The sequence below is a fragment of the Maribacter aquimarinus genome (assembly GCF_047345505.1).
GTDB lineage: Bacteria > Bacteroidota > Bacteroidia > Flavobacteriales > Flavobacteriaceae > Maribacter.
The window spans coordinates 1-22912 of the sequence record NZ_JBLFEO010000013.1 but is presented as its reverse complement, the minus strand read 5'-3'; the positions used below and the strand labels follow the sequence as shown (position 1 = coordinate 22912).

Below are 22912 nucleotides of genomic sequence, written 5' to 3'. Positions count from 1 at the left end.
TGTGACGTGACCTTAGAAACTTTCCAAATCTTCCCTTAGTATTTTATTGAGATCCCCGATATGGCCATAGGACACAAATTCCCCGTTTTTCACATAGGTAATGCCCCCCGTTTCCTCGCTCACCACCAGGGCCAGGGCATCGGTTTTTTCGGTAATGCCAATGGCCGCGCGGTGCCGCAGCCCATAGCGCAGGGGAATGTTTCTTTCGTTGGATACCGGTAAAATGACCCGGGTGGCCACAATGAAGTTGTCCGTGATCACGGCCGCACCGTCATGCAAGGGGCTGTTTCGGTAAAAAATGCTCTCTATGATCGGCTGGTTTATTTCAATGCGCATGCGATCCCCTGAAGATTTTACAAAATCCAGGGAGGTGTTTCGTTCGATCACCAGTAAGGCCCCTGTCTTGGTGCCGGCCATTTTTTTGCAGGCGCGCAGAATGGCATCAACGTTTACATTGGTGCCCATACCATCCGGTTTCAGGAACTTAAAACGTTTCAGAAAGCGCTGTTTGTTGGCAAAATTGGTAGAGCCCACCATTAATAAAAATTTGCGTATTTCCTGCTGAAAGACAATGATAAGGGCAATGAGCCCCACTTGCATAAAGGCCCCCACCATACTGCTGATCATTTCCATTTCAAGAAGTTCCGTCAACTTCCAAAACGCCCAGATAATGACAATGCCAATAAAAATATTGATGGCCACCGAGCCCCGGACCAGTTTGTAGATGTAGTAGAGCAGCACGGCCACCAGCACAATATCCAGCACATCGGTGATCTTAAACTCAATAAAATTCAAAAAATCCAAGGGCTATGGTTTTGGTAAATGTAACAAAAATTGGATTAGGGCCTGTGGGCCACCTCTGGGTAAAGGGACAGGTACAGATGCACACATTCCACCGCTTCCTTTACGTCATGTGCCCTAAGGATATTGGCCCCTTTTTGCAGGGCCACCATGTGCAGGGCCGTGGTGCCGTTCAGCGCATCCTGGGCGCTGCTGCCCAATACCTTGTATATCATGGATTTTCTGCTTATTCCGGCCAGAATGGGCCTCTCGGCCATTTTCAGGATATCCATGTCCCGCAGTAGCCCGTAGTTTTGTTCCAAGGTTTTTGCAAAGCCAAAGCCGGGGTCCAGGACAAGGTCATGGACCCCATGGGCCACGGCCCGCTGTATCCGTTGGGAAAAATAGTGCATGATTTCCTTCATCAGGTTTTGGTAGTCCGTACGCTGTTGCATGTCCTGTGGGGTGCCCCGCATGTGCATCATCACGTAGGGCAGTTTCAGTTTGCCCATGGTGGGCAGCATGGCCTGGTCCAGGGCTCCGGCAGAGATATCGTTGATCATGGCCGCGCCCCGATCGGCGCAGGCTTGGGCCACCACGGCCCGGAAGGTGTCTATGGAGAGATTGGCTTCGGGGAAATGGCGAACCAATAGCTCCACTATGGGCGTAATGCGTTTCAGCTCTTCGGTGGGCGTCACCTCTTTGGCCCCAGGGCGGGAGCTGTAGGCGCCAACGTCCACAAAGGTGGCCCCTTGGGCAAGCATGGCCTCCACTTGGGCCAGGATATCTTTTTCGTCCTTATATTTGCCACCATCGTAAAAAGAATCGGGGGTAATGTTCAAAATGCCCATTACCTTTGGTTTTGTTAGGTCAATGAGGCTTCCTCTGCAGTTTATGGTCATGAAATAAACACTTTGGCGCCGCGTTTGGACCGTGGGCCTTGATGGTTAACGAATTTTAATCGAAATTTACACAAATTAGCGCGAAGTACATGCAAAATACCTTGGAACAATACAATGGGGTCATCCAGGAGTGCAGGGACCTTTTTGTAAAAAAAATGATGGATTATGGCTGTGCTTGGCGCATTTTGCGCTTGCCCTCACTAACGGACCAGTTGTTCATAAAGGCCCAGCGCATAAGGGGATTGCAGCAGAACGATGTGCGAAAGGTGGACGAGGGCGAGCGGTCCGAGTTCATTGGCATCATCAACTACAGCGTCATGGCCCTGGTGCAATTGGAGCTTGGCGTGGTGGACCAACCGGATATGGGCCCGGAGCAGGCCATGGCCCACTACGATGCCCAGATCGCAGGGACCAGGCAGCTCATGGAGGACAAAAACCACGATTACGGAGAGGCCTGGCGGGACATGCGCATAAGCTCGCTGACCGACCTTATCCTGCAAAAACTCTTGCGGGTAAAGTCCATTGAGGACAACCAAGGGAAGACCGTGGCCAGTGAAGGAGTGGCGGCCAATTATCAGGATATGGTGAACTATGCCGTCTTTGCCATGATCCATCTAAACAACAAGGACCATCAAGATCCGGTGGGGGCGTGAAGGACCAACACCGCACCACATAAAATGGAATGGGGAAAACCGGGTACCTTGGGTGTCCATGAGCCCCTAAAACAAAAAAAACGGGAATGAAATATGTAATTGGAGCAGCACGGATTTTTGTAGGGGTTTTGTTCATTGTAAGCGGGTTCATAAAGCTCAACGATCCCATGGGCTTTTCCTTTAAACTGGAGGAGTATTTCAGTCCCAGTGTGCTGGACCTGGAATTTTTTACCCCTTATGCCTTGACCATCAGCATCATTGTGGTGGTGGTGGAGGTCATTTTGGGGGTCATGCTCCTGTTGGGCTTCAAGACCAAGTTTACCCTTTGGAGCCTGTTGGCCATGATCGTTTTCTTTACCTTTCTCACCTTTTACTCGGCCTATTTCAATAAGGTGACGGACTGTGGGTGCTTTGGGGACGCCATTAAGCTCACCCCCTGGGAGTCCTTTACCAAAGATGTTGTGCTGCTGGTACTCATTGTACTGCTTTTCTATGGGATGAAGTACATTAAGCCCCTCTTTTCCCCACTGGTGGGCAAAGTAGTGTTGGGCGTCTCCCTTTTGGCATCCGCAGCTTACGCCCACCATGTGCTTAACCACTTGCCCGTACTGGACTTTAGGCCCTATGAAATTGGAAAGAACCTGGAAGAGGGCATGGGCATACCCGAAGGGGCCCCCAAGCCCATATTTGAATATGAATGGATGTTTGATGTCAATGGCAAGGAAGAGGTGTACGTAACCAATGGCGATTACCCCAATGTGGACGGGGAATTCATTGGTGTGGAAACCACTGAGATCCAAAAGGGATATGAACCTCCCATTCACGATTTCACCATAGAGCAAGAAGGTGTGGACCATGCCGAAGCCCTGTTGCGGGAGCCCAAACTGGTGATGGTGGTGGCCTACGACCTCCGCAAGGCCGATCGGCCCCAGTTCCAGGCCATTAAAACGGTGACCGATGACGCCTTGCAGAACGGCTACAAGGTCATTGGGATGTCTGCCTCTTCCAGCGAACAGACCAAGGAGCTCAAGGCGGAGTACAACTTGAATTTCGATTTTTATTTCACCGATGAGACCACCCTCAAGACCATAGTGCGCTCCAATCCCGGGGTTTTGGTCTTGGAAAGGGGAACCGTGGTACAAAAGGTGCATTACAACGATTTGGATGAGCTAACCTGGTAAGGGTCACCCAAGGCCGGTGAACGGTTGGCGGTTAGGGTCTGGTCCAGGACGCTTTAAGATCCAATGGGCGGGGCAAGGCCCTCACGGGGATATGGGCCATTTGGCCCAATGTTCTTCCCAAACAAGATAAGAACCAATAATTAAACAAGAAATATGAGAAGCAAGATTGTTGCCGGAAACTGGAAAATGAACAAAAATTTGGAGGAGACCCTGGTGCTGTTGGCCCAATTGTCCGCTAAAATGGGGGAAACCGATGCCGAGGTCATGGTGGCGCCCACCTTTGTGAACCTGGCCCAGGCCGTGCAGGCCGTAAAGGGCAGCCCCATTGAGGTCATGGCCCAGAACATGCACTTTGCCGAGAGCGGTGCCTATACGGGAGAGATATCGGCAGACATGCTGTTGGGCGTTGGTATCAAAACCGTCATTATTGGCCACTCCGAGCGTCGTGCCTATTTTGGGGAAACCGATGCCATTCTGGAAAAAAAGGTAAAGGCCGCCCTGGCCAAGAACCTAAGGGTCATGTTCTGCTTTGGCGAGGAACTCAAGGACCGTAAGGAAGGCAACCACTTTAACCTGGTGGAAAGCCAGTTGAAAAATGCCCTTTTCTCCCTGGACGCCGGCGCCTGGAAGCATTTGGTGCTGGCCTATGAGCCCGTATGGGCCATAGGTACGGGAGAGACCGCCTCTCCGGGGCAGGCCCAGGAAATGCACGCCTTTATTCGCAAGACCATAGCCAATGCCTATGGAGCGGACATTGCCAATGGGGTCTCCATTCTCTACGGCGGTAGCGTAAAGCCCGGCAATGCCGCGGAAATCTTCTCAAAGGCAGACGTGGACGGTGGTCTCATTGGTGGCGCCTCTTTGGTGGCCGATGATTTCAACGCCATTATCCAGGCCATTTAAACGAAACACAAGGATTCTAGCACAGCCCGTTTGGAAAACCAAATCATTTATCTGGAGTACCGTTTTACGGTGGCTCCCCTGCAGCCCGCCGCCGACATCCTGATGGCCGAACTGGGAGCCGCCGGATTCGAAAGCTTTGTGGAAGAGGATTGGGGCATTTTGGCCTATATCAACAAGGCTGCCTGGCAGCCGGACATCCTGTCTGGCATCAGCAGTCTGGACAGTGGCCTTTGGTCCATTGCCCATACCGTGAAGGAAATTGAACAGCAAAACTGGAATGCCACTTGGGAAGAGAATTTCCATCCCATTCTGGTCGATGGTCGTTGCCGGGTACGGGCGCCCTTTCACGATCGGGAAGCGGTGGAACACGACATTGTCATTGCGCCAAAGATGAGTTTCGGTACCGGGCACCATGAAACCACCCACATGATGTTGCAGCACATCCTGGAGCTGCCCCTCCGGGGCACATCCGTTTTGGACATGGGCAGTGGCACCGGTGTACTGGCCATTTTGGCCGCGATGCGCGGTGCCAAGCCCGTTACGGCGGTGGACGTGGACCATTGGTGCTACCTGAACGCGAGGGAAAACGTGGAAAGGAACGGGTTCCCCTGGATCCAGGTAAAGGAAGGTGATGTCACCGTTTTGGCCGCGGAAACCTACGGCGCGATCTTTGCCAACATTAACCGAAATGTACTCCTGCACGATATTCCCCTCTACGTGGGCCGTTTGGAAAAAGGGGGCACACTTTTGTTGAGCGGCTTCTATGAAGAAGACCTGGAAAGGATAGACGAAGTATGCGTGGGCGCTGGCCTGGCGTTTGTAAAAAAATTCACAAAAAACAATTGGGTCTCGGCAAAATATGTATTTTAGTGAAAGAGTAAAACCAGGAAGATGAGTACCAAAGAAGAGATTTCCGAAGAGCTGTTGTTGGATGAAGAGACCGTAAAGCAAAATGAAATCGTGCTCTTCAATGACGAGGTCAATACCTTTGATCATGTCATCAACACCTTGGTGGCCGTGTGCGAACACAGCCCCGAGCAGGCCGAACAATGCTCGCTGATCGTACATTACAAGGGCAAGTGCACCGTTAAAACGGGCGAGTATGAGGACTTAAAGCCCCGCTGTTCCAAATTGTTGCAGGCGGGCCTTAGCGCGGAAATTGTTTAGTGCGGAAGTTTGTCCATTAAAAGCCCGTACACAAAGGTTCCCAGTACGGCCGCCGCGATGACCAAGAGCATGGACCAGACCCCCGTGCCCACCAAAATGTACATGGGGCCGGGGCACGCCCCCGCCAGTGCCCAACCCAAACCAAAAAGGCTGCCCCCCAACAGATAGCGCACCATACCTTTTCCTTTGTCCGGAAGTCCAATGGGTGCCCCATCGATGTTTTTTAAACCGCTTTTTTTCATTAAGAACAGACCCAGTGCACCCAGCGCCACGGCAGAGCCTATGATGCCGTACATATGAAAGGATTGGAACTGGAACATCTCAAAGATCCGGTACCAGGATACCGCCTCGGATTTTACCAGGACAATCCCAAAAAAGACACCGACCAAAACATATTTAACAAAGCGCATTATTTAAAAAATTAAGGGTAGAATAAAATGGGTCATTAAAAGACCTCCAATAAAAAATCCAATAACGGCGATCAGGGACGGCAGTTGCAAATTGCTGAGCCCGGTAATGGCATGGCCAGAGGTGCAGCCACCAGCATAACGTGTGCCAAAGCCCACCAAAAAGCCCCCAACGGCAAGAATGGAAAAGCCTTTCCAGGTAAACACATTTTCCCAGGCGTAGAGTTCGGGGGGCAAGAGGTGCGCCCCAACACCACTGAAACCAAAGGCCTCCAGATCGGTCACGGTTTCCGGATTTAGGGCTATGGCCACTTCATTGGAAAGGAAATGGGAGGCAATGAAACCACCCAAAACGGCCCCCAGAAGCACGGCCAGGTTCCACTTTTGCGTGTGCCAATTGAACCTGAAGAAGGCGGCGTGCCTGCCCGCCCCCGCCAGGGTGCAGAACGTGCGCAGGTTGCTGGACACGCCAAAGCTCTTGCCAAAGAAAACCAGTACCAGAAGCACGGTGGCGATCAAGGGCCCGGACACGTACCAGGGCCAAGGGTCTAAAAGATGTTCCATAATCATTGTTCTTTAAAGAGGCCTATGTTGGTGCAGCACCATGGTTGTTTTTTATGTGCCCGGGTGCCCTCCAAAAGAGGTGAAACCGGGAATGGGAAAAACCGGAACGTAAAGTACGGGAACCACGTAGGGAACGGGCCAAGGGAAAAAACGGAACCTACCCCAAAGGGTATGGTTTCCTTGTTCGTTCAGGGTTGCGCCCTTACAATTGGAGGTTTCCGGTTTGCCAAATCCGTTATAAAAGGTGAAAGTAAATGATATAAAAAGAAATGGCAAAGCAAAGACCGGCCAGTACATGCAGGCCATACCTGTCTATAACGGACCATATACGGCGCAGAAGACCCCATTCCATACGGCTGCGTTTGTTTTTGTCGTTCATAAATTAAAAATTTGGCGAGGGAATGCGCGGTGGCACCGTTGTTGCCCAAGCCTTTTTTGCGTTGGTTGATTTTAATAGTGGCAAGGACAGAAATTTCTTATCCCGTTGTGCCCAGTAAAGGTAATAAAAAACCCCTCATTGGAGGGGTTTTGTTGTATTCTGACGACCCTGAGGCAACCTTTTCGGTAATTTTGGGAAAGGTGCGCTACACTAAGGGCACCCCATTTAACCGTTTTTCAATTTTCTTTTTCTTGACCGTAAGACGTTTCATAACATCCATAAGGTTTTCATCTTTTGTCTCTTTATAGATCTCATTGATGCTCAGTATTAAATCCTTGGCCTCCCTAGATGCCTCAACCCTGTCACTGGTGGACATGTTGCTCATCTTCCGAGTTTCAAATTCTTGGGCTCTTTCCAGTAACTCCATATTCTTTTTTTTCAAAGTTAACATAAAAAACAAATTTTCCAATTCTTTCTCAATTGATGTTCATTATAACACAATATGTTCCCTATATTTTTATCTTTCTTAACAAATGGTATGGCTTTTATACCTTTGAGGGTGAGCAAGATGTACCTTGTTTTTGGTCGCCGCCCACATCCGCATTTGGTATGGCGCCAAAGGGCCACCTTCCGCCAAAGGCGGTACCCCGTATGAAGGTAGAAAAATACGTAAAATCTTACAAAGAGGATGAGGTCAGCGTATTTTCCCACTCTTTTCTGGCCATTGAACAATTTTTATGGGGCCCAATTTAGATGGCCCGGCTTGGTAGTACAGCCGTTCTGGGTAGTTTCTTTGATGTGCCGTGGGAAAAATCCGGTCGTGTGGGGGCTCAAGTTGAAATAGCGTTGTGGTCGGGACCGCTGGGGTTTTACACGGGGTATCCGTGGCCAATGCTGCGTGGGGTGCAACAAGTTTAGTATCTTGGCCGCATGCAGCCCTTGAACCGAAAACAGCGGGGTATTTCCAAGGCTCCTCCCATAAAAGTGCTTCAATTTGGGGAGGGCAATTTTTTGCGCGCCTTTGTGGGGCAGGCCTTTCAGCGATTGAATTCGCACGCCGGTTTCCACGGTGGCATCGCGGTGGTACAGCCCATTCCTCAGGGTAAGGTGGCCCAACTCAAGGCGCAAGAAGGGCTGTACACGCTCTTTACGCAGGGCATTGGGCAAGGCGAGCGCGTGAACCGTTGGGAACTCATCACCAATATGGCTTCGGCCGTAAATCCCCATACCCATTTCAATGATTTTTTGGGGCTGGCCCGGGAGCGGGAGCTGCAGTTCATCATCAGTAACACCACAGAGTCCGGCATCGCGTTCGTGGATACCGATGGATTGCAAATGGAACCGCCTACTTCCTTTCCGGCAAAATTGACCCGTTTTCTATGGGAGCGGTTTGTGCACTGCAATGGGGCGCCGAGCATGGGGGTGGCCGTGCTGCCCTGTGAGCTCATTGATCGCAATGCGGACCGGTTAAGGCAGTTCGTGTTGGACTATGTGGCCCTTTGGGAACTGCCCAAGGCATTTGTGACCTGGCTGGAAGGGTCCTGTACCTTTCACAATACCCTGGTAGATCGCATAGTGCCTGGATATCCCAGGGATAACGTGCAGCACTATGCCGCACAGTTGCCCTATGCTGATGCGTTAATGGTGACCGCGGAGCCATTTTTTCTGTGGGTGATTGAGGGCGATGAAACCCTGGGCCAAAAACTGCCCTTCGCGAAAACGGAGATGGATGTACGCCTAGTTCAGGATCTGCAGCCCTACCGGACCCAAAAGGTACGGATCTTGAACGGGGCCCATACTGCCATGGTGCCTGTGGCCCTGATGCACGGAAACACCACGGTACGGCAAACCCTTGAAGATGATTTTATGGGTGATTTTGTTCGCTCCCTCCTTTTTAAAGAGGTACTGCCCACCCTGCCCATGCCCAAGGAGCAGCTCATGCGCTATGCGGATGCCGTTCTGGAGCGCTTTGGGAATCCCTATCTTGAGCATCAATTGGGCAGTATAGCCCTAAATTCTGTCAGTAAGTTCAAGGTTAGGGTGTTGCCCAGTCTTTTGGCCCATCAGAAAATGAACGGGCAGCTTCCGGTTCATCTCCTGTATGCCTTTGCCGCCCTGCTGCGTTTTTACCAGGGCCACTGGAAAGAGCGCGGGCTCCCCGTACAGGACGGCGCTTCGGTCATGGACGAAATGAAGCAGGCTTGGCGGTTGGCCAGCCTGCCCCAGACGGTTGCCCACATCCTGGAAAAAGTTCATTTTTGGGGGCAAGACCTGAGCTTGGTGCCACAACTTGGCCAAACCTTGGTCTTGGCGCTTGGGGATATGGAGCAGTACGGCATCGCCAAGGGCTTTCATCAATTTAAAACAAGACAGCAATGATACAACAGAAGACGCTAATCAAGGTACATCCCCAAGACAATGTGGCCATTGCCTTAACGGATCTGCCCCAGGGAAGGCAAGTGATCGAGGGAGGGGAATTGGAATTAAAACAGGCCACCAAGGCCAAACACAAGGTGACCTTGACCGATCTTGCCGTGGGAGATCCCATTACCATGTACGGGGTTTTGGTGGGCACCGCCATTTTGCCCCTGCCAAAGGGCACCCTGCTGAGCACCGTAAACGTAAGGCACCAGAGTGCCCCCGTGAGCGCACGGACTGGATCTCCGGCCTGGCAACCGCCCAATGTGGAAGCCTGGAAAGACCGGACCTTTATGGGCTATCACCGGCCCGATGGGCAGGTGGGCACCCAGAACATCTGGTTGTTCTTTCCGTTGGTGTTTTGCGAGAACCGGAACATTGCCGTGTTAAAAGAGGTGTTTGAACAGGAATTCGCGGTATCCCAGATCAACCCGCAGCAACGGTTGCTGCGCAGTCTCATGTACGGTAATGGTGGTGGGCAGGCCAAGGCCGATGTTGTTTCCAAAACCCACCCCTACCACAACGTACAGGTAAAGTTCCTGTCGCACCAGGGCGGCTGTGGTGGGGTGCCCGAAGATTCGGAGAGCTTGGCCAGGCTCTTGGCCGGGTATGTCAAAAATCCCAATGTGGCCGGGGCAACGGTGCTCAGTCTAGGGTGCCAACATTTACAGGTACATCTTTTTAAAGCCGCTTTGGACCGTTTGGACCCTGATTTAAAAAAACCGGTCTTGATCTACGAACAACAGCAGATGGGCACCGTGGAACAGATGCTCAACACCATTGTAAAGGAGAGTTTTGAGGGCATTGCAAAGGCCAATGCCATTCCCCGGAAGCCCGCCCCGCTTTCCAAACTGAAACTGGGTCTGGAGTGTGGGGGTTCGGATGGGTTTTCGGGCATTTCTGCCAATCCTGCCCTTGGCTATGTTTCCGATGTGTTGGCAGCCCTGGGCGGTTCTCCCATACTGTCCGAATTTCCGGAGCTCTGTGGGGTGGAGCAGGAGCTGGTGAACCGTTGTGTGGACGATGAAACGGCCACCCGGTTCATGGCATTGATGCAGGCCTATGAGAAACGGGCCCTGGCCGTGGGTTCCGGATTTGATATGAACCCATCCCCGGGGAACATCAAGGACGGCCTGATCACGGACGCGATGAAATCGGCCGGGGCGGCCAAAAAGGGCGGGACCTCGCCCATTACGGCGGTGTTGGACTATGGGGACTATGTGACCCAACCGGGGCTTAACCTGCTCTGCACCCCGGGCAATGATGTGGAAAGCACCACTGGGATGGTGGGCTCCGGCGCCAATGTGGTGGTCTTCACCACCGGCTTGGGCACGCCCACCGGAAACCCCATTGCCCCGGTCATAAAAGTGGCCACCAATACCGTGATGGCAGAACGCATGCCCGATATCATTGATGTGGACACGGGGGCCGTGATCCGCGGTGAGAAGGGCATTCCCGAGATGGGCCAGGAACTGCTGGAGTTCATAGTGCAGGTGGCCAGTGGCACCATAACCACCAAGGCCGATCGGTTGGGACAGGACGATTTTATCCCTTGGAAACGCGGGGTATCGCTCTAGGGCATCCCCAAACGGGTCCCCGAGCTCGGGAAAAAGGGTTTTCGCAGAAGGCAGTGTGGGCGCGTGGCCTGGGAACAAACCCTTCGATGTTTTGTGCGACCCCTACAGAAATGGGGAGGTAAGCCGTACCAGCCGTTCCCAAATGTGCAAATACTTGGGGCGGGCCAGCCAGGCCTCCGCATCCATTTTTGTCGCGTTTTCCAGATCATTGGAGAAGGCCTGTCCAAGCTCCGCTGCCAGCCGTTTCCCGTAGATGATGGCGTTCACCTCAAAATTAAGGTCAAAACTGCGATAATCCATATTGGCCGTGCCCACAATGGCCAGGTCATCATCCACCACCATCGTCTTGGCGTGCACAAACCCCTTGTTGTACCGGTAGATGGCCACCCCGTGCCGCAAGAGTTCCGTATAGTAGGCTTGGGCGGCGGCGTTTACCAACCGGGAATCGGAGGTGCCGGGCACCAAGATCTGTATGTGCACGCCGGCTTCGGCCGCAATGATCAGGGCGTCCATAAGGCTTTCCCCCGGAATGAAATAGGGACTGGTAATGAGGATGCTTTTTTTGGCATTGCCCACGGCCTCCAGCAGGGAATACAAAATGGTGGGCAGTTCGGAGTCGGGGCCGGAGGCCACCATCTGCACCACCTCACCGGCAATGGGCAGGGTCTTGTCCCTTGGCGGAAACAGATGGGTGCTGTAGCCCGCCTTGTGCTGGCTACAGAAATTCCAATCGCACAGAAACACATATTGCAGGTAGTAACTGGCCACCCCATCCAATCTGAGGTGGGTGTCCCGCCAAAAGAGGCTGTCCTTGGCCAGGGCGTCATTTCGGTAGCGGTCGCTCATATTGATCCCGCCCACAAAGCTGGTACGGCCATCGATCACAATGATCTTTCTGTGGTTTCGGTAATTGATCCTATTGGCCAGGGCCAAGATGTTTATTTTGTAAAAGGGTGCCGTTTGTACCCCGGCCTCCTCCAGGCGTTGCAGAAAGCGTTTGCCCAGGGCATTGCTGCCAAAGTCATCGTACAGAAAGCGCACGGCCACGCCCTGCCGGGCCTTTTCCATTAAGACACCGGCAATTTCTTCGCCCGTGGCATCGTCCTCATAAATGTAATACTCCATGTGGATGTGGTGCTTGGCCGCCCTGAGGGCCCGCAGCACCTCCGGAAACTTTTCCTCCCCATTGATCAGCAAGCGCACCCCGTTGTTGGCGGTGAGCGGACTTTTGGCCGCATGGTGTATAAAACGGATCAGGTTGCCGTGGCGGTCTTCCAGGCCCGTTTTCTCCAGTACCTTCCGGGAATAGGAACGTACCCCTTGCCGGAGCACTTGCCTAAGATCATCGTCCTGTATCAGTTTTTTGCTGTACAGCTTTCGTTTTCTGTAGTTGGTGCCAAAGGCAAAATAGAAGCCCATGCCAATAAGGGGCACAAACACAATGAAGAGGATGTAGGCCAGGGCCTTGGTCTCGCTCCGGGTATCGTACAGCACCCTTAGGATCACCAAAAACAGGACGATCACGTACATGATCTGTGCGATCACCAGCCCGCTCATAATGGTCTGTTTTTAGGTCGATTTTCTTTTGTGCCGTGTTCCATTGGGGGAATTTACCAAAAAGCCGGGGAAGTGCCTGCCCTTGCCCAAGGGAAAACGCAGCAATCCCGGGCCAATTTTCCCTGGCCCAACGGAGCGCGGTTCAGTGCGATGTCATTTCCCGTTCCATCTCCTCCATCAAGGCCTCGTACCGCTCGTGCAGCTGGGCAGATATCTTTTTTCGGTTCTTGTGCACCTTTCGGAGCTGCAGGGCAAAGAGGATGCTGAAACCCCCTGTGAACAAAAAACTTAGCCCCACGAGGAACACCACGCCCATCCCGGCAAAGATGGGATTCCACAACAGAATGAAGGAGAACAGCACCCCCAAGATGCCAAGGGCCAAAAGGCTGCCCCAGGCCCGGCCGCCATAGCGTTTTATGTCCAACGAAAAGCTAATGGCCGCCACGGAGCGGAACAGGACCACAAAACCAATGTAAAAGGCCAGGGTGGTCATGGAGAGCGTTGGGTTCAGGAAGAGCAGCACCCCCACCACAAAGGTAAAAATGCCAAAGGCCAGGGACCAGCCCCAATTTTCCATCACCTGCCTATTGCCCAGGGAAAAAAGGATCTCTGAAATGCCGCCAAAGACAAAGCCCAGGCTAAAGAGCAGGCCCAGGGCCAGAAAGGACTCCTCGGGCGCCGTAAAGGCCACCAGGCCCACGATGATGAAGAACAGCCCCACCAACAAGGGAAGGTACCAATACTTTACCACGTTTTTAAGGGATTTCAGGTAAAAGGTGCTCATAACGGTAATGTTTAGGTTAAAGGTTCTGTTTGCCCAGCGGTTGCAAACGCCGCGGCTGCACTTGGCCATGGGACGGTTCCCACGCCCCAGGGCGGTGGCCAATGTACGGAAAAAGGGCCACCGGGCAAGGTTGCGGCCACTTTTGGGGAACAGGCTGTTCCTAGTCGCGCACCACGCTAAGCACCTTGCCGGTGGTGGTGTACACGATCTTGATCTCTTCGTTCCAGCTTTTTTCCAGTTCCACCTCATAGGTGGTCTGGCCGTCCTTTTCAATGGATTCCACACTGTCTATTTTATGGTCCGGATAATCCCGTTCAATGATGTCCAACAGGCCAGCGGGCATTCGGGCCGTGGTAATTTCCTTTTCCACCCTCACGTGTTTTCCGTCCTTGTTGAACCAGATTTCATGCTCCATTCGGCCCACATGAAACTCCACCTTGTAGTCCGTCCCGTTTCGTTCCCATTCTATGTCCCGGGCCTCGGGGTACATTTTTTTCAATCCGTCCGTAAAGCTTTGGGGCACTTCATTGGGGCCCAGGTCTTGCGCATTCATTGTGGCCGCGGCCAAAAGGGCCATGACCGTTGTTTTCAGTGTTTTCATCATCATTATTGTTTTTTAGTTCATTTGGGTCTGCTTCAAAATTCAAACCCGATACCACAAGATGGCCTATTTCCAGTCCGTGGGCGTTTCTTTTCGAACAAAAAAATACCTCGTTAAACCTCCACTTTTGGTTTCGCCGCAACCGGGTTTCAAAGGACCCCGGTTCCACCGGCAACTGTGTCCGGATCCCAGGGGCATGGTGTTGGCATACGGCGGTGATTTTTTTCAAGCATGTTCGCCGGCCTCAGACCCTTAACCGGCCCTCAATGAATTGGAACAGCTCGGATTTTAAGCCGTTCAGTTTTTTCTGAAGGATTTCATAGGACCGCACCAGGGCCAGGTGCTCCCTTTTCCGTACGGTCCATAGGCTTTCATCGGCCTTGGGGCATACGGCGCCCAGCTCCTGTTCCTGTACCACGATATGGTGGGACAGCGTGTTCAGTTCTTCCTGCCACTGGGTGAGTTGGGCCAGATATCCCTGTATCCTCTCAAAGGTGTTGGGAACGTTCTTATCAAAAATGGGCGCCTTTAGCACTTGAACGTAAAATTGACTTTCGCTCTTTAAGTGCGGCAGCATGGCCTTCATGCCCTGCAATTGGTAGTGCATGGTCTCCATGGTTTTTGCACGGGCTGCAGGCGTCCCTTCCTTTTGCATTTCAAAAGATGTTGTCCCGATGTGTTTTGTCCCGTTTTTCATGACCTTGTGTTTAGGTTAAACCCAGATGAAGCAATGGAAATTCCATTACGATGGTAAATCCCTGTAAAATGCATCCGTTCTTGAGTGATGGCTGTGTCTTTCGCAACACTTTTGTGGGCGTGTTTGCGCCCAACCCGGCGCCGATCAAGATGCGGTGTCCCGCAACACCAGCACGGGCACCTCGCTATGGTAGCCCAGCTCCTGTACCAAGGGTTTGGAGAACAGGCGTTTAAAAAAGCTGGGTTTTTGGTGCATAAAGGCGATGATCGCCTTTTTTCTTCCTTTCATGAACTCCTGTATGCCCTTTTGGGCAACTTTGTGCTGCACTTCGCAATAGTCATGGGCATAATTCTGCAAGATCCGGCCCAGGAGGGCTTTGTTGGTTTGTTGGGCGGCGTTGAGCCGGTCCAGTTTCCCCACGTGCAGCACCCGGATGGTGAGCCCGTGCATCTCGGCAATGTGCAGCATGTACTTTAGTTTCCGGCGCTTGAAGGGGGTCTTGAAATCGGTGGGGAACACCACTTCCTCCAGGGGCCCAAACCCCAGGTTCTCCGGAATGGCCAGAACGGGACAGCAATCCAGATCTTCCATCATATTCATGGTATTGGTGCCAAAGATCACGGTTCGGGCGCCGGTCATCCCCTTGGTGCCCATGATCACCATGTCCATGTCCTCCTTGGCAATGGCCTCCTGGGCGGCCTCGTAGAGCGGTAGGTTGCTCCCCAGGGTCTCGAAGGTGTGGTTGGGGTTTTCCGGCCTCAATTTGATCATGGCCAGCAATTTGGCGAAGGCCTCATCCGTTTTCTGTTGCTCCAGTTCATAGGCCCGTTCCCCCGGTTGCGGCCTGTAGGCGGCCCCGTCTATGCTAAAACCGCTCACCTGGTACACGTGCAGCAGATAAAAGGTGCACTTTCTCGTGGCATAGAGCTCCATGGCGTAATGGATGGCGTTCAGCGAATTTTTGGAAAAGTCGGTGGGCAATAGAATCCGTTTGTCCATGTTCTTTATGATTTGGTTCCACATTTTTTTTGGCCCCTCCCGGTGCAGGTGTGCGCCACCTTGCGAACAGGTCCTGGGAGACAGGACAAAGGTAGCGCGGGGGGTTGCCGGGCACAATGACGTGGGTCAGTTCGCGGTCCGGATGTGCCCGGGGCACCGGGGTGGGCCGCGCAGCGTTGCCCTTGGCCACTATGGCTCGCTTTTTGGGGCCACTTGATAGGGCAGCACCATAAAGGGAATGGAGATGTGCAGCCCCAGTTTTTTTATCACCGGTTCTATGAACAGCCGCTCAAAGAAGGTGTGTTTGTTGCGCACCATGGCCAGGAGCTGTATGGGGTACTTTTCCTGAAAGCCGTTTATGGCGGTAATGAGGTCCTGGTCCGGCAGTTCTTCCATGGCATGGTCGGTCTGGGAGAGCCTTGCAGCCAAGGCGGCCCGGTGTTCTTTTTGTGCCTCCGTTTTTGGGTGTCCCGAGGACACGTGCATCACGGTAAGCCTTGCACCCTGCGTTTGGCAGATGTCCAGCAAGAGGTCCAGCGGTGTGGATGCGTAGTCTATCTCAAAATCCGTGGGGAAGAGGATGTGCTCCAGCGGTGCCATTTCATATTTGGAGGGCACGGCAATGACCGGGCAACCGCTTTTTTGGATGGCCTGCACCGTATGGGAGCCAAAGAGGATTTCCGTGGCCCCGGTGGCGCCCTGGGTGCCCATGACCACCAAATGAACCTTTTCCCGTTTGGCCATGGCGGCAATTTCCTCGGCCAGGCCATTGAAGGCGGCGCGAAGGCTAAACTGGTGCTGGGGATCGGCCAGCTCCCTTACCACCCGCTCCTTGAGCTCTTTGAGTCGCTCGGTGGCCCTCACCTTTTGGTCATCGCCCAGGCCAATGTGCCCCGGGCTGCCCATGATGTAGGCCGCGTGGAACACCGGTGGGGTATAGGTGTGCAAAAGATAAAAGTGTGCCGGTTTGCCACGGAAGAGTTGTATCGCGTACTGGATGGCATGGTAGGCGTTCTCGGAGAAATCGGTGGGCAAAAGGACTCGTGTCATGTCAATGGACTTTATTGTTCACAGGGAAGATAGTACACGCATCAAAGAAGTAAAATGACATACATCAGTTCCTGTGGGTCCAGGTTTCAGACCGCCCTACTGATCTCGGTCATGGCACCCTGGGTGTGGGTGCCCTACCTTCGTCCATCAATCTTAAAAATCAGCCTAAAAATGAAGAAGACAATGGTTGTTACGGGAGCTGCGGGGGGCATTGGCACCGCCTGCGCCAAAATGTTCAAGGAGCATACCTTGGTGCTCACCGATTATTCAGGGGCCCTGGTGGAAAAGACCGTGGCGACATTCCGTGAAGAGGGGTACACCGCCGTGGGGCAGGCTTGCGATATTACCAAGGCAGACCAGGTACGGGCCCTGAGGGATTTTGCCCTGGCACAGGGCACTTTTGGGGGGCTGGTGCATACCGCCGGTGTAAGTGGCAGCGCCAAGGACGTAAAAAAGGTGTACGACATAGACCTGGTGGGCACGGACATCGTTGTCCATGTTTTTCGGGAGGCGGCCACCGAGGGCTCGGCCGTGGTGCTCATGGCCTCGATGATGGGCCACACGGTGGCGGCCGATGCCAAAAGGGACCACGCCCTGGTGCACCCGCGGGAAGAAGGATCCTTTGCCCTGGTACAGCGTTTTGTGAATGGAGATGCGGATCTGATGTACAATGTGGCCAAACGGGGCGTGCAGCTGCTCTGCCGTGCGCATGCGCCAAGCTACGGGGCCCGGGGAGCGCGCATCCTTTCGGTGTCCCCAGGGGTGATCATGACGCCCATGGCCCAAAAAGCGGCGGAGGAGCATCCTGAGCGCATGCGCCAAATGCGGGAAATGACGCCCATGGGCCGCAACGGTACGCCCGGGGACATTGCCCAAGTGGTGCAATTTTTGGTGGGCCACGGGGCCAGCTTCATCACCGGCTGCGATCTTTTGGTAGATGGTGGCCTGGTGGGGCAACTGACCCAGGGTACCTGAGCGGTGCGGGGCCCAAGGCCAGAAAAGCAAATAAACCCAGATTAAGCAATAGAAATTCCCCGCCTGAAAGGAACGGGCAGGTATTACGGCTGCAAATCCCTTCAAAATCAATCGTTGCACTGACTTTTGCTCACTCACTGTAGCGATGGCTACCTGCCCGACTGAGTCATTCAGGCGGGCGCCTCAATCGCAAAAGTCTTGATTTTATTGGGCTTTACACCCTCATCCCGAAAGTCCAGTGCATAATCTGGGATAGATCGCTTTGGTCCGTTTCCAAAAGAAAACGGGAAAACAGCACTTGGGCAAAAAGGCACCTGGTGCACAACTTCCCCAAAACACTACCTTTGTCCCTAAAAAATGGCGTCGGGATTTTTTGCATTGTTGGATGATATTGCCGCCCTGATGGACGATGTGGTGGTCATGAGCAAGGTAGCGGCTAAGAAGACCGCCGGCATCTTGGGAGACGATCTGGCCGTGAACGCCGAAAAGGCATCCGGTTTTGTTTCTTCGCGCGAGATTCCGGTGCTCTGGGCCATTACCAAGGGCTCTTTTGTGAACAAGCTGATCATTCTCCCCATCGCTTTTTTGCTCAGTGCCTTCCTCCCCTTGGCCGTGAAGGTCATTTTGGTGCTGGGCGCACTGTACCTGGCCTATGAGGGGGCCGAGAAGGTCTATGCGGCCCTGCGCCCCCATCACCCTAAAAAGCCCAGTGTGCTCACCCAGAAACTGTCCAAGGAAGCCATCCTTGCCTTGGAAAAGGACAAGATACGATCGGCCATACGCACAGATTTTATCCTCAGCATTGAGATCGTGATCATTGCCCTTGGCACCGTGGTCAATGAGACCTTGCCCACCCAAATCCTGGTGGTCTCCATCATTGCCCTCATTGCCACCGTGGGCGTTTATGGCATTGTGGCCCTCATAGTGCGGATGGACGATTTTGGCCTGGCCCTCATTAACCTGAACGAACGTACCAACAGCCTCTCGGACGCCGTTGGCCGTTTTCTGATCCGCGCCCTGCCCGTGGTGGTCAGGGGCCTTGGGGTGATCGGTACCCTGGCCCTGCTCTTGGTGGCCGGGGGCATTTTTGTGCACAACATTACCTTCTTCCATGACCTGGTGCACGCCCTGCCCGCCGTGGTGGGCGAGTTTCTGGTGGGGCTGGCCCTCGGGGCGGCGGTGCTGCTCTTGGTCCAGGGCACTGTGCTTGCCCGAAAAAAACTGCGCTCCAACTGAGCCGTGGCGGGCCGCGCATGCTGCGCGTTGCCAGGGATGCGCCACGGCCACAATGCCACTTTTTTTGGGAACACCTAAAGCCCAGACGATGCATTAAAGATGCCCCGCCATGACCGAGGGCCCAGGCCCTTGGACCGGTGTTATGGCCGCCCATACCGCCAAAACCGATGGCTGCGCCCACCTTGGCCCAACCCCCCCCCCGGAACGGCCCCTGTTTTCATCGCAAAAGGCGCGTGGCTTTTCGGGCTTGCCCCCTGCTGGTGAAACTGCAAAACATCATCCGGGTCAAAGCAAGGAGGGGGACATCCTCGTCCATTAAGGCGTTATGATCCATGATCCTGCTGCCGGCCCCTTTGGCCTGACCTGCATCATTGCCACCCTGGCCCCCGGCCCTTACCTTAGGGGCATCACCTAAAAAACAGCGGACATGGCATTGATGACAAAACCTGAATTGGAACAACTGGGCAAGACCCGCGGCACGCCCTGCATATCAATATATATCCCCACCCACCGGGCGGGGGCGGCCGTTTTGGAGGGAAAGGATGCCCTGGAACTGAAGAACCAGCTAAAAAAGCTCCGGCACGGTCTGGATGCCCAAGGGATGGATTCCAGGGCCGTGGCCGCCTTGCTGGCACCGATCCAGGAACTGCTCACCAAGGGCGATTTTTGGCGGCACCGCTCAGACGGATTGGCCATTTTCCGCACCGCCAAAGTCTTTGGGGTGCACACCTTGCCCCTGTCTTTTGAAGCCTTTTGCCATGTGGGCCCCAGGTTTCATCTAAAGCCCTTGATGCCGTTGTTCCACGGAGACGGCAAGTTTTTTGTGCTGGGGCTGGAAAAAGCCTACGTCCGGTTGTATGAAATGACCCGCCACAGTTGGGCCGAGGTGCCCGTGCAGGATCTGGTGCCCGGCCGGCTCAACGAGGCCGTGGAACGGGACTACCGGCCCAAAGGCCTGCAGTTTAGGAGTGGGGCAGACGGCCAGGGCAGGGCCATGTACCACGGCCATGCAGAGGCAGACCGCAACCACAAGGTAGCCTTGGGCCAATTCTGCCGGGCGGTGTCCAAGGGGCTCGGGCCCCTCTTACGGGAAGAAAAGGCCCCATTGTTGCTGGTCTGTCAGGAAATGCTCTTTCCCATTTACCAAAAGGAAAATGGGTACGCCCACCTTTTGGACACCTTTTTGGATCAAAGTCCGGCTTCCCTTTCGCCCCAGGCGCTGCACCAAATGGCCTGGGAGCGGCTGGCCCCCGTTTTTAAGCGGGAACGCGCCGCCAAGCACCGCCAATTTCTGGAGGCGCAGGGCAGGGGCAGGACCGCCACGGACCTGGGCGATGTGCTCGCAGCGGCCCATAGTGGGCTCATAGACACCCTCTTTATAAGGAAAGGGGCCCATGTCTGGGGCACTTATGATGCCGATAAAAGGACCTTGCAATTGCACCCTGCACCGCAGCCCAACAGTGTTTCGCTCACGGATCGGGCGGCCATGAGCACCTTTTTAAAGGGCGGCAAGGTGTATTTGGTGGAAGCGGCCCAGATGCCCCACGGCCGCACAAAAATGAATGCCCTCTTCCGTTTTTGAGGAGCCGCGCCCCCGCTCCCGTGGCCGGCCCGGGAGCGGGTTAGATTGTTGTGTAACCCCGTAAAACCCCAAGCTATGAGACCCCTGTATCTATTTGTAACCATCTGTTGCTTGCTGGCCGGTTGGTCTTGCCGGCCCGGAATTGTCTTTGGTGAACCGCAGCCGGCGGAATTACCCGCCCTGGGGGAGATCCCAAGGGCCTACCACGGCACCTTTTGGTGTGCCGCGGAGGCTGCGTCCCTGAAAATAGACCGCAGCGCAATGGTACGGCGCAAGGAGCTGCCCATCCGTTTGCACAAGGATGAGGTGGCCCAAGACCAAAGGCTGGCCTATGCCAATGGCCGCTTGCAGGTGCTGGACTGGGAGGCCGATTTTCCCGCGCAGATGCTGGGAGACACCCTGGTGGCCACCGTGGTGCTGCGCGATACCGTCTTTGCCCTGGGCGGGCACCAGGTGCTGAAAGGGGCGCAGGGGCATTTGGTGCTCAATGCCCCCCTGGACCATGGGGCTTGGGCGGTAACCGTGGCTTCCCTGACCACATGGGGCCGCCTTAGCTTTTCCCGGGCCTCCCTACCGGAAGACCTGGAGCGGTTAAAGGACATTGTGCCCCTGGATTCCGTTTCCCACCTGGGCCAACGGGAAACCCAGGTGCTGATCAGGCCCACCAGGGCACAGTTCTTCCGGCTGTTGCAAGAAGGGGTGCTCTTCACCGGAGATTGCACCCAATACGAGCGTGTGGCGCCCCTAGATCCGGCCCACCTGTAAGAATTTTTGGGCCCTTGGCGCCACAAGGAAAAAAGGGGGCGTTTCCGTGGGAGGGAGCCCCCGGGGCACCCGGCTGATCCAGGTCATTTGTTCGATCCCGGAACGGGGCTACCTTGGCCCTAACGTAACACCTATTGTTTCACCTAAAATCCTATGATTATGTCACTTGTAACATTCGATCGCAGTCCTTTTGGGGACCTTTTCAAGGAAGACTTCCATCAGTTGGACCATTTTATGGACCATGATTGGATAAGGAACAGGTTTCCCGAACCCTTTTGGAACAGCAAGGGGCGCATGCCCGCCCTGAACATCAAGGAGCACAAAGACCATTTTGAAGTGGAGCTTGCCGCCCCGGGTTTTGACAAGGACAATTTTGAGGTTACCCTGGACAACGGTTGCCTCCACATCACGGCCAAGAAAGAGGAGTTGGCCTCGGGAGAGGAGCAGCACTACACCCGCAGGGAATTTGGCTACCACGCCTTTCAGCGCTCGTTGCAGTTGCCGGAGAACGTAAGGGAAGACGCCATCGCGGCGCGGTACAAAGACGGCATCCTCAGCTTTAAGCTGCACAAGAAGGAAGACGCCCGGAAAACCCCGCCCAAAAAAGTGGCCATTTCCTAACCCAACAAGCAGCCAGATGCCCCTTTGCCCCAACCCCTATGCGTCCATGTAAAAAGGTTGGGCCTAGGGGCATCCTTGTATCCGTTCCCAAGGAAAAAAAGCGGTAATGCCCAGGCTCTGGGAGCGGGGGAGGGGCAAAAACGGGTGCAGGTACGCCTGTTTGGGCGTTCCCTGCGGGCCGGGCTATGCGCTGCAAGTCCGCGCTCGTACCTCGCTGTGGGCTTTTCGCTCCTATCCCTAACGCGGGCCCGGGGCCTGCCAGGTGCCCGGGGTCCTACGGAACACTTTCGGTGTTGCTGTGCGGGCCATCCCTAGTGCTTGGTTGGGCCAAGATGCCACAGGGACCATGGGAAGGGATGCCAAAAGGGCCCACGGCGGCAGCACGAACACCAAAAGTTTTGTTATCTTGTGCGTATAATGGGTATATGATCAATGATCATATACCTACGTTAGCTACAATTAATTGTCTTTAAGTATTCGTCAACTATACTGGCTTCGTGTTCGTCTGAAAACCATTTACCACCCCAATCAGAATGCCATTTTTTAAAGCCAATTAACAGTTCACGTTGTTGGCTAACATCAGGTATAGAGCAGTTTTTTACTATGTCAAGTAATAATTTTGCTTCGTTTACCGTAATTAAAATACCTTCTTGATAATTCCAGCTTGCAGCGTCTAAATCTTCTTCATTATCTAAGGCAAAATCTATACTGCCTTGTAGTCTTTTTGTAAGTTTTTCTATACTCATAATTTATCGTTATTTAATCCGTAAAAAACCGACTCCATACCCAAACCGTTAGCTGCAAGCTCAAGAATGAAATTAGTTTTCTCCATAAAAATCTTTTTTTTTGCGCTACTTAGTAATGCACAATCCAATCAGACTATGCTTTTATCCGAAAACGAAAAAAAAGCATTACTTGGAATTGTAGAGGATTTGATGAAAGAAGCCAGTGTCGAAATCAGAGACACTTGGAATGGTTGGCTAGGCTTTAATGAAAGCTACCCTGTCTTCGTAGTATTCAAAACTAGGGATTTCCAATCATTGTTGTTGATGTTCATGTCGTGTTGAAATGTGGGTATCTCTTTTTTGAGATATCCATATTTCAATGCGAAGCG

At 53.7% G+C, this 22912-nt stretch carries 24 protein-coding genes; 12 read left to right on the top strand and 12 right to left on the bottom strand.

What is annotated here, in order from left to right; all coding sequences use genetic code 11:
• Positions 1-12: 12 nt before the first annotated feature.
• Together ACKWCC_RS10850 and folP are read right to left on the bottom strand one after the other, a co-directional pair.
• Positions 13-804 carry a diadenylate cyclase gene (locus tag ACKWCC_RS10850; protein WP_413995958.1) on the bottom strand — a complete coding sequence of 264 codons (792 nt, stop codon included), beginning with the start codon at positions 802-804 and terminating at the stop codon, positions 13-15.
• A 35-nt stretch (positions 805-839) separates the two neighbouring features.
• Positions 840-1682 carry a dihydropteroate synthase gene (folP, locus tag ACKWCC_RS10845; protein ID WP_413995957.1) on the bottom strand — a complete coding sequence of 281 codons (843 nt, stop codon included), beginning with the start codon at positions 1680-1682 and terminating at the stop codon, positions 840-842.
• Between the two features lie 89 nt (positions 1683-1771).
• On the opposite strand from folP, the gene ACKWCC_RS10840 reads away from it, so the two are divergent.
• From ACKWCC_RS10840 to ACKWCC_RS10820, 5 genes are all read left to right on the top strand, one after another.
• A complete protein-coding gene (locus ACKWCC_RS10840; protein ID WP_413995956.1) occupies positions 1772-2335 on the top strand; it encodes a DUF1599 domain-containing protein in 564 nt (187 codons plus the stop codon).
• Between the two features lie 86 nt (positions 2336-2421).
• The gene (locus tag ACKWCC_RS10835) at positions 2422-3516 is read left to right on the top strand and encodes a BT_3928 family protein (protein WP_413995955.1); all 1095 of its coding nucleotides are present in this window, start codon (positions 2422-2424) and stop codon (positions 3514-3516) included.
• A gap of 153 nt (positions 3517-3669) precedes the next feature.
• Positions 3670-4419: a triose-phosphate isomerase gene (tpiA, locus tag ACKWCC_RS10830; RefSeq protein ID WP_413995954.1), complete on the top strand. Its 750-nt coding sequence runs from the start codon at positions 3670-3672 to the stop codon at positions 4417-4419.
• Positions 4420-4449: 30 nt separating this feature from the next.
• Complete coding sequence (gene prmA, locus ACKWCC_RS10825; protein ID WP_413995953.1) at positions 4450-5289, top strand: 50S ribosomal protein L11 methyltransferase; 840 nt, start codon at positions 4450-4452, stop codon at positions 5287-5289.
• Between the two features lie 21 nt (positions 5290-5310).
• Positions 5311-5586, top strand: a complete 276-nt coding sequence (locus ACKWCC_RS10820) for an ATP-dependent Clp protease adaptor ClpS (RefSeq protein WP_413995952.1) — start codon at positions 5311-5313, stop codon at positions 5584-5586.
• Here the strand turns inward: ACKWCC_RS10820 and ACKWCC_RS10815 are convergent.
• From ACKWCC_RS10815 to ACKWCC_RS10805, 3 genes are all read right to left on the bottom strand, one after another.
• Positions 5583-5996, bottom strand: coding sequence for a DUF6691 family protein (locus tag ACKWCC_RS10815; protein ID WP_413995951.1), 414 nt, complete (start codon positions 5994-5996; stop codon positions 5583-5585). The genes ACKWCC_RS10820 and ACKWCC_RS10815 overlap by 4 nt on opposite strands.
• Positions 5997-5999: 3 nt before the next feature.
• Positions 6000-6557, bottom strand: coding sequence for a YeeE/YedE family protein (locus tag ACKWCC_RS10810; RefSeq protein WP_413995950.1), 558 nt, complete (start codon positions 6555-6557; stop codon positions 6000-6002).
• 584 nt (positions 6558-7141) lie between these two features.
• Entirely contained in the window at positions 7142-7363 is a 222-nt protein-coding gene (locus ACKWCC_RS10805; RefSeq protein ID WP_413995949.1) for a hypothetical protein, read from the bottom strand.
• Positions 7364-7866: 503 nt separating this feature from the next.
• Between ACKWCC_RS10805 and ACKWCC_RS10800 the strand changes: the two genes are divergently transcribed.
• Entirely contained in the window at positions 7867-9315 is a 1449-nt protein-coding gene (locus tag ACKWCC_RS10800; RefSeq protein WP_413995948.1) for a tagaturonate reductase, read from the top strand.
• Positions 9312-10931, top strand: a complete 1620-nt coding sequence (locus ACKWCC_RS10795; protein WP_413995947.1) for a UxaA family hydrolase — start codon at positions 9312-9314, stop codon at positions 10929-10931. The genes ACKWCC_RS10800 and ACKWCC_RS10795 overlap by 4 nt, the downstream gene beginning before the upstream one ends.
• A 102-nt stretch (positions 10932-11033) precedes the next feature.
• On the opposite strand, the gene cls is transcribed toward ACKWCC_RS10795, so the two are convergent.
• From cls to ACKWCC_RS10765, 6 genes are all read right to left on the bottom strand, one after another.
• Complete coding sequence (cls, locus tag ACKWCC_RS10790; protein ID WP_413995946.1) at positions 11034-12488, bottom strand: cardiolipin synthase; 1455 nt, start codon at positions 12486-12488, stop codon at positions 11034-11036.
• A 142-nt stretch (positions 12489-12630) separates the two neighbouring features.
• Complete coding sequence (locus ACKWCC_RS10785) at positions 12631-13272, bottom strand: HdeD family acid-resistance protein (protein WP_413995945.1); 642 nt, start codon at positions 13270-13272, stop codon at positions 12631-12633.
• A 160-nt stretch (positions 13273-13432) separates the two neighbouring features.
• Positions 13433-13873, bottom strand: coding sequence for a PepSY-like domain-containing protein (locus ACKWCC_RS10780; protein WP_413995944.1), 441 nt, complete (start codon positions 13871-13873; stop codon positions 13433-13435).
• 244 nt (positions 13874-14117) lie between these two features.
• Positions 14118-14570: a hypothetical protein gene (locus ACKWCC_RS10775; RefSeq protein WP_413995943.1), complete on the bottom strand. Its 453-nt coding sequence runs from the start codon at positions 14568-14570 to the stop codon at positions 14118-14120.
• Positions 14571-14714: 144 nt separating this feature from the next.
• A complete protein-coding gene (locus ACKWCC_RS10770; protein WP_413995942.1) occupies positions 14715-15593 on the bottom strand; it encodes a universal stress protein in 879 nt (292 codons plus the stop codon).
• Between the two features lie 165 nt (positions 15594-15758).
• Entirely contained in the window at positions 15759-16619 is an 861-nt protein-coding gene (locus ACKWCC_RS10765) for a universal stress protein (protein ID WP_413995941.1), read from the bottom strand.
• A gap of 171 nt (positions 16620-16790) precedes the next feature.
• Here ACKWCC_RS10765 and ACKWCC_RS10760 point away from each other — a divergent pair, with 171 nt between their 5' ends.
• From ACKWCC_RS10760 to ACKWCC_RS10740, 5 genes are all read left to right on the top strand, one after another.
• A complete protein-coding gene (locus ACKWCC_RS10760) occupies positions 16791-17594 on the top strand; it encodes an SDR family oxidoreductase (RefSeq protein WP_413995940.1) in 804 nt (267 codons plus the stop codon).
• 357 nt (positions 17595-17951) lie between these two features.
• Positions 17952-18830, top strand: coding sequence for a DUF808 domain-containing protein (locus tag ACKWCC_RS10755; RefSeq protein WP_413995939.1), 879 nt, complete (start codon positions 17952-17954; stop codon positions 18828-18830).
• A gap of 427 nt (positions 18831-19257) precedes the next feature.
• On the top strand, positions 19258-20412 hold the full coding sequence (locus ACKWCC_RS10750) for a baeRF3 domain-containing protein (protein WP_413995938.1): 1155 nt from the start codon (positions 19258-19260) through the stop codon (positions 20410-20412).
• A 75-nt stretch (positions 20413-20487) separates the two neighbouring features.
• Positions 20488-21177: a hypothetical protein gene (locus ACKWCC_RS10745; RefSeq protein WP_413995937.1), complete on the top strand. Its 690-nt coding sequence runs from the start codon at positions 20488-20490 to the stop codon at positions 21175-21177.
• A 159-nt stretch (positions 21178-21336) separates the two neighbouring features.
• Positions 21337-21798, top strand: coding sequence for an Hsp20/alpha crystallin family protein (locus tag ACKWCC_RS10740; protein WP_413995936.1), 462 nt, complete (start codon positions 21337-21339; stop codon positions 21796-21798).
• A gap of 449 nt (positions 21799-22247) precedes the next feature.
• On the opposite strand, the gene ACKWCC_RS10735 is transcribed toward ACKWCC_RS10740, so the two are convergent.
• Positions 22248-22544 carry a hypothetical protein gene (locus ACKWCC_RS10735; protein ID WP_413995935.1) on the bottom strand — a complete coding sequence of 99 codons (297 nt, stop codon included), beginning with the start codon at positions 22542-22544 and terminating at the stop codon, positions 22248-22250.
• Positions 22545-22912: the final 368 nt, after the last annotated feature.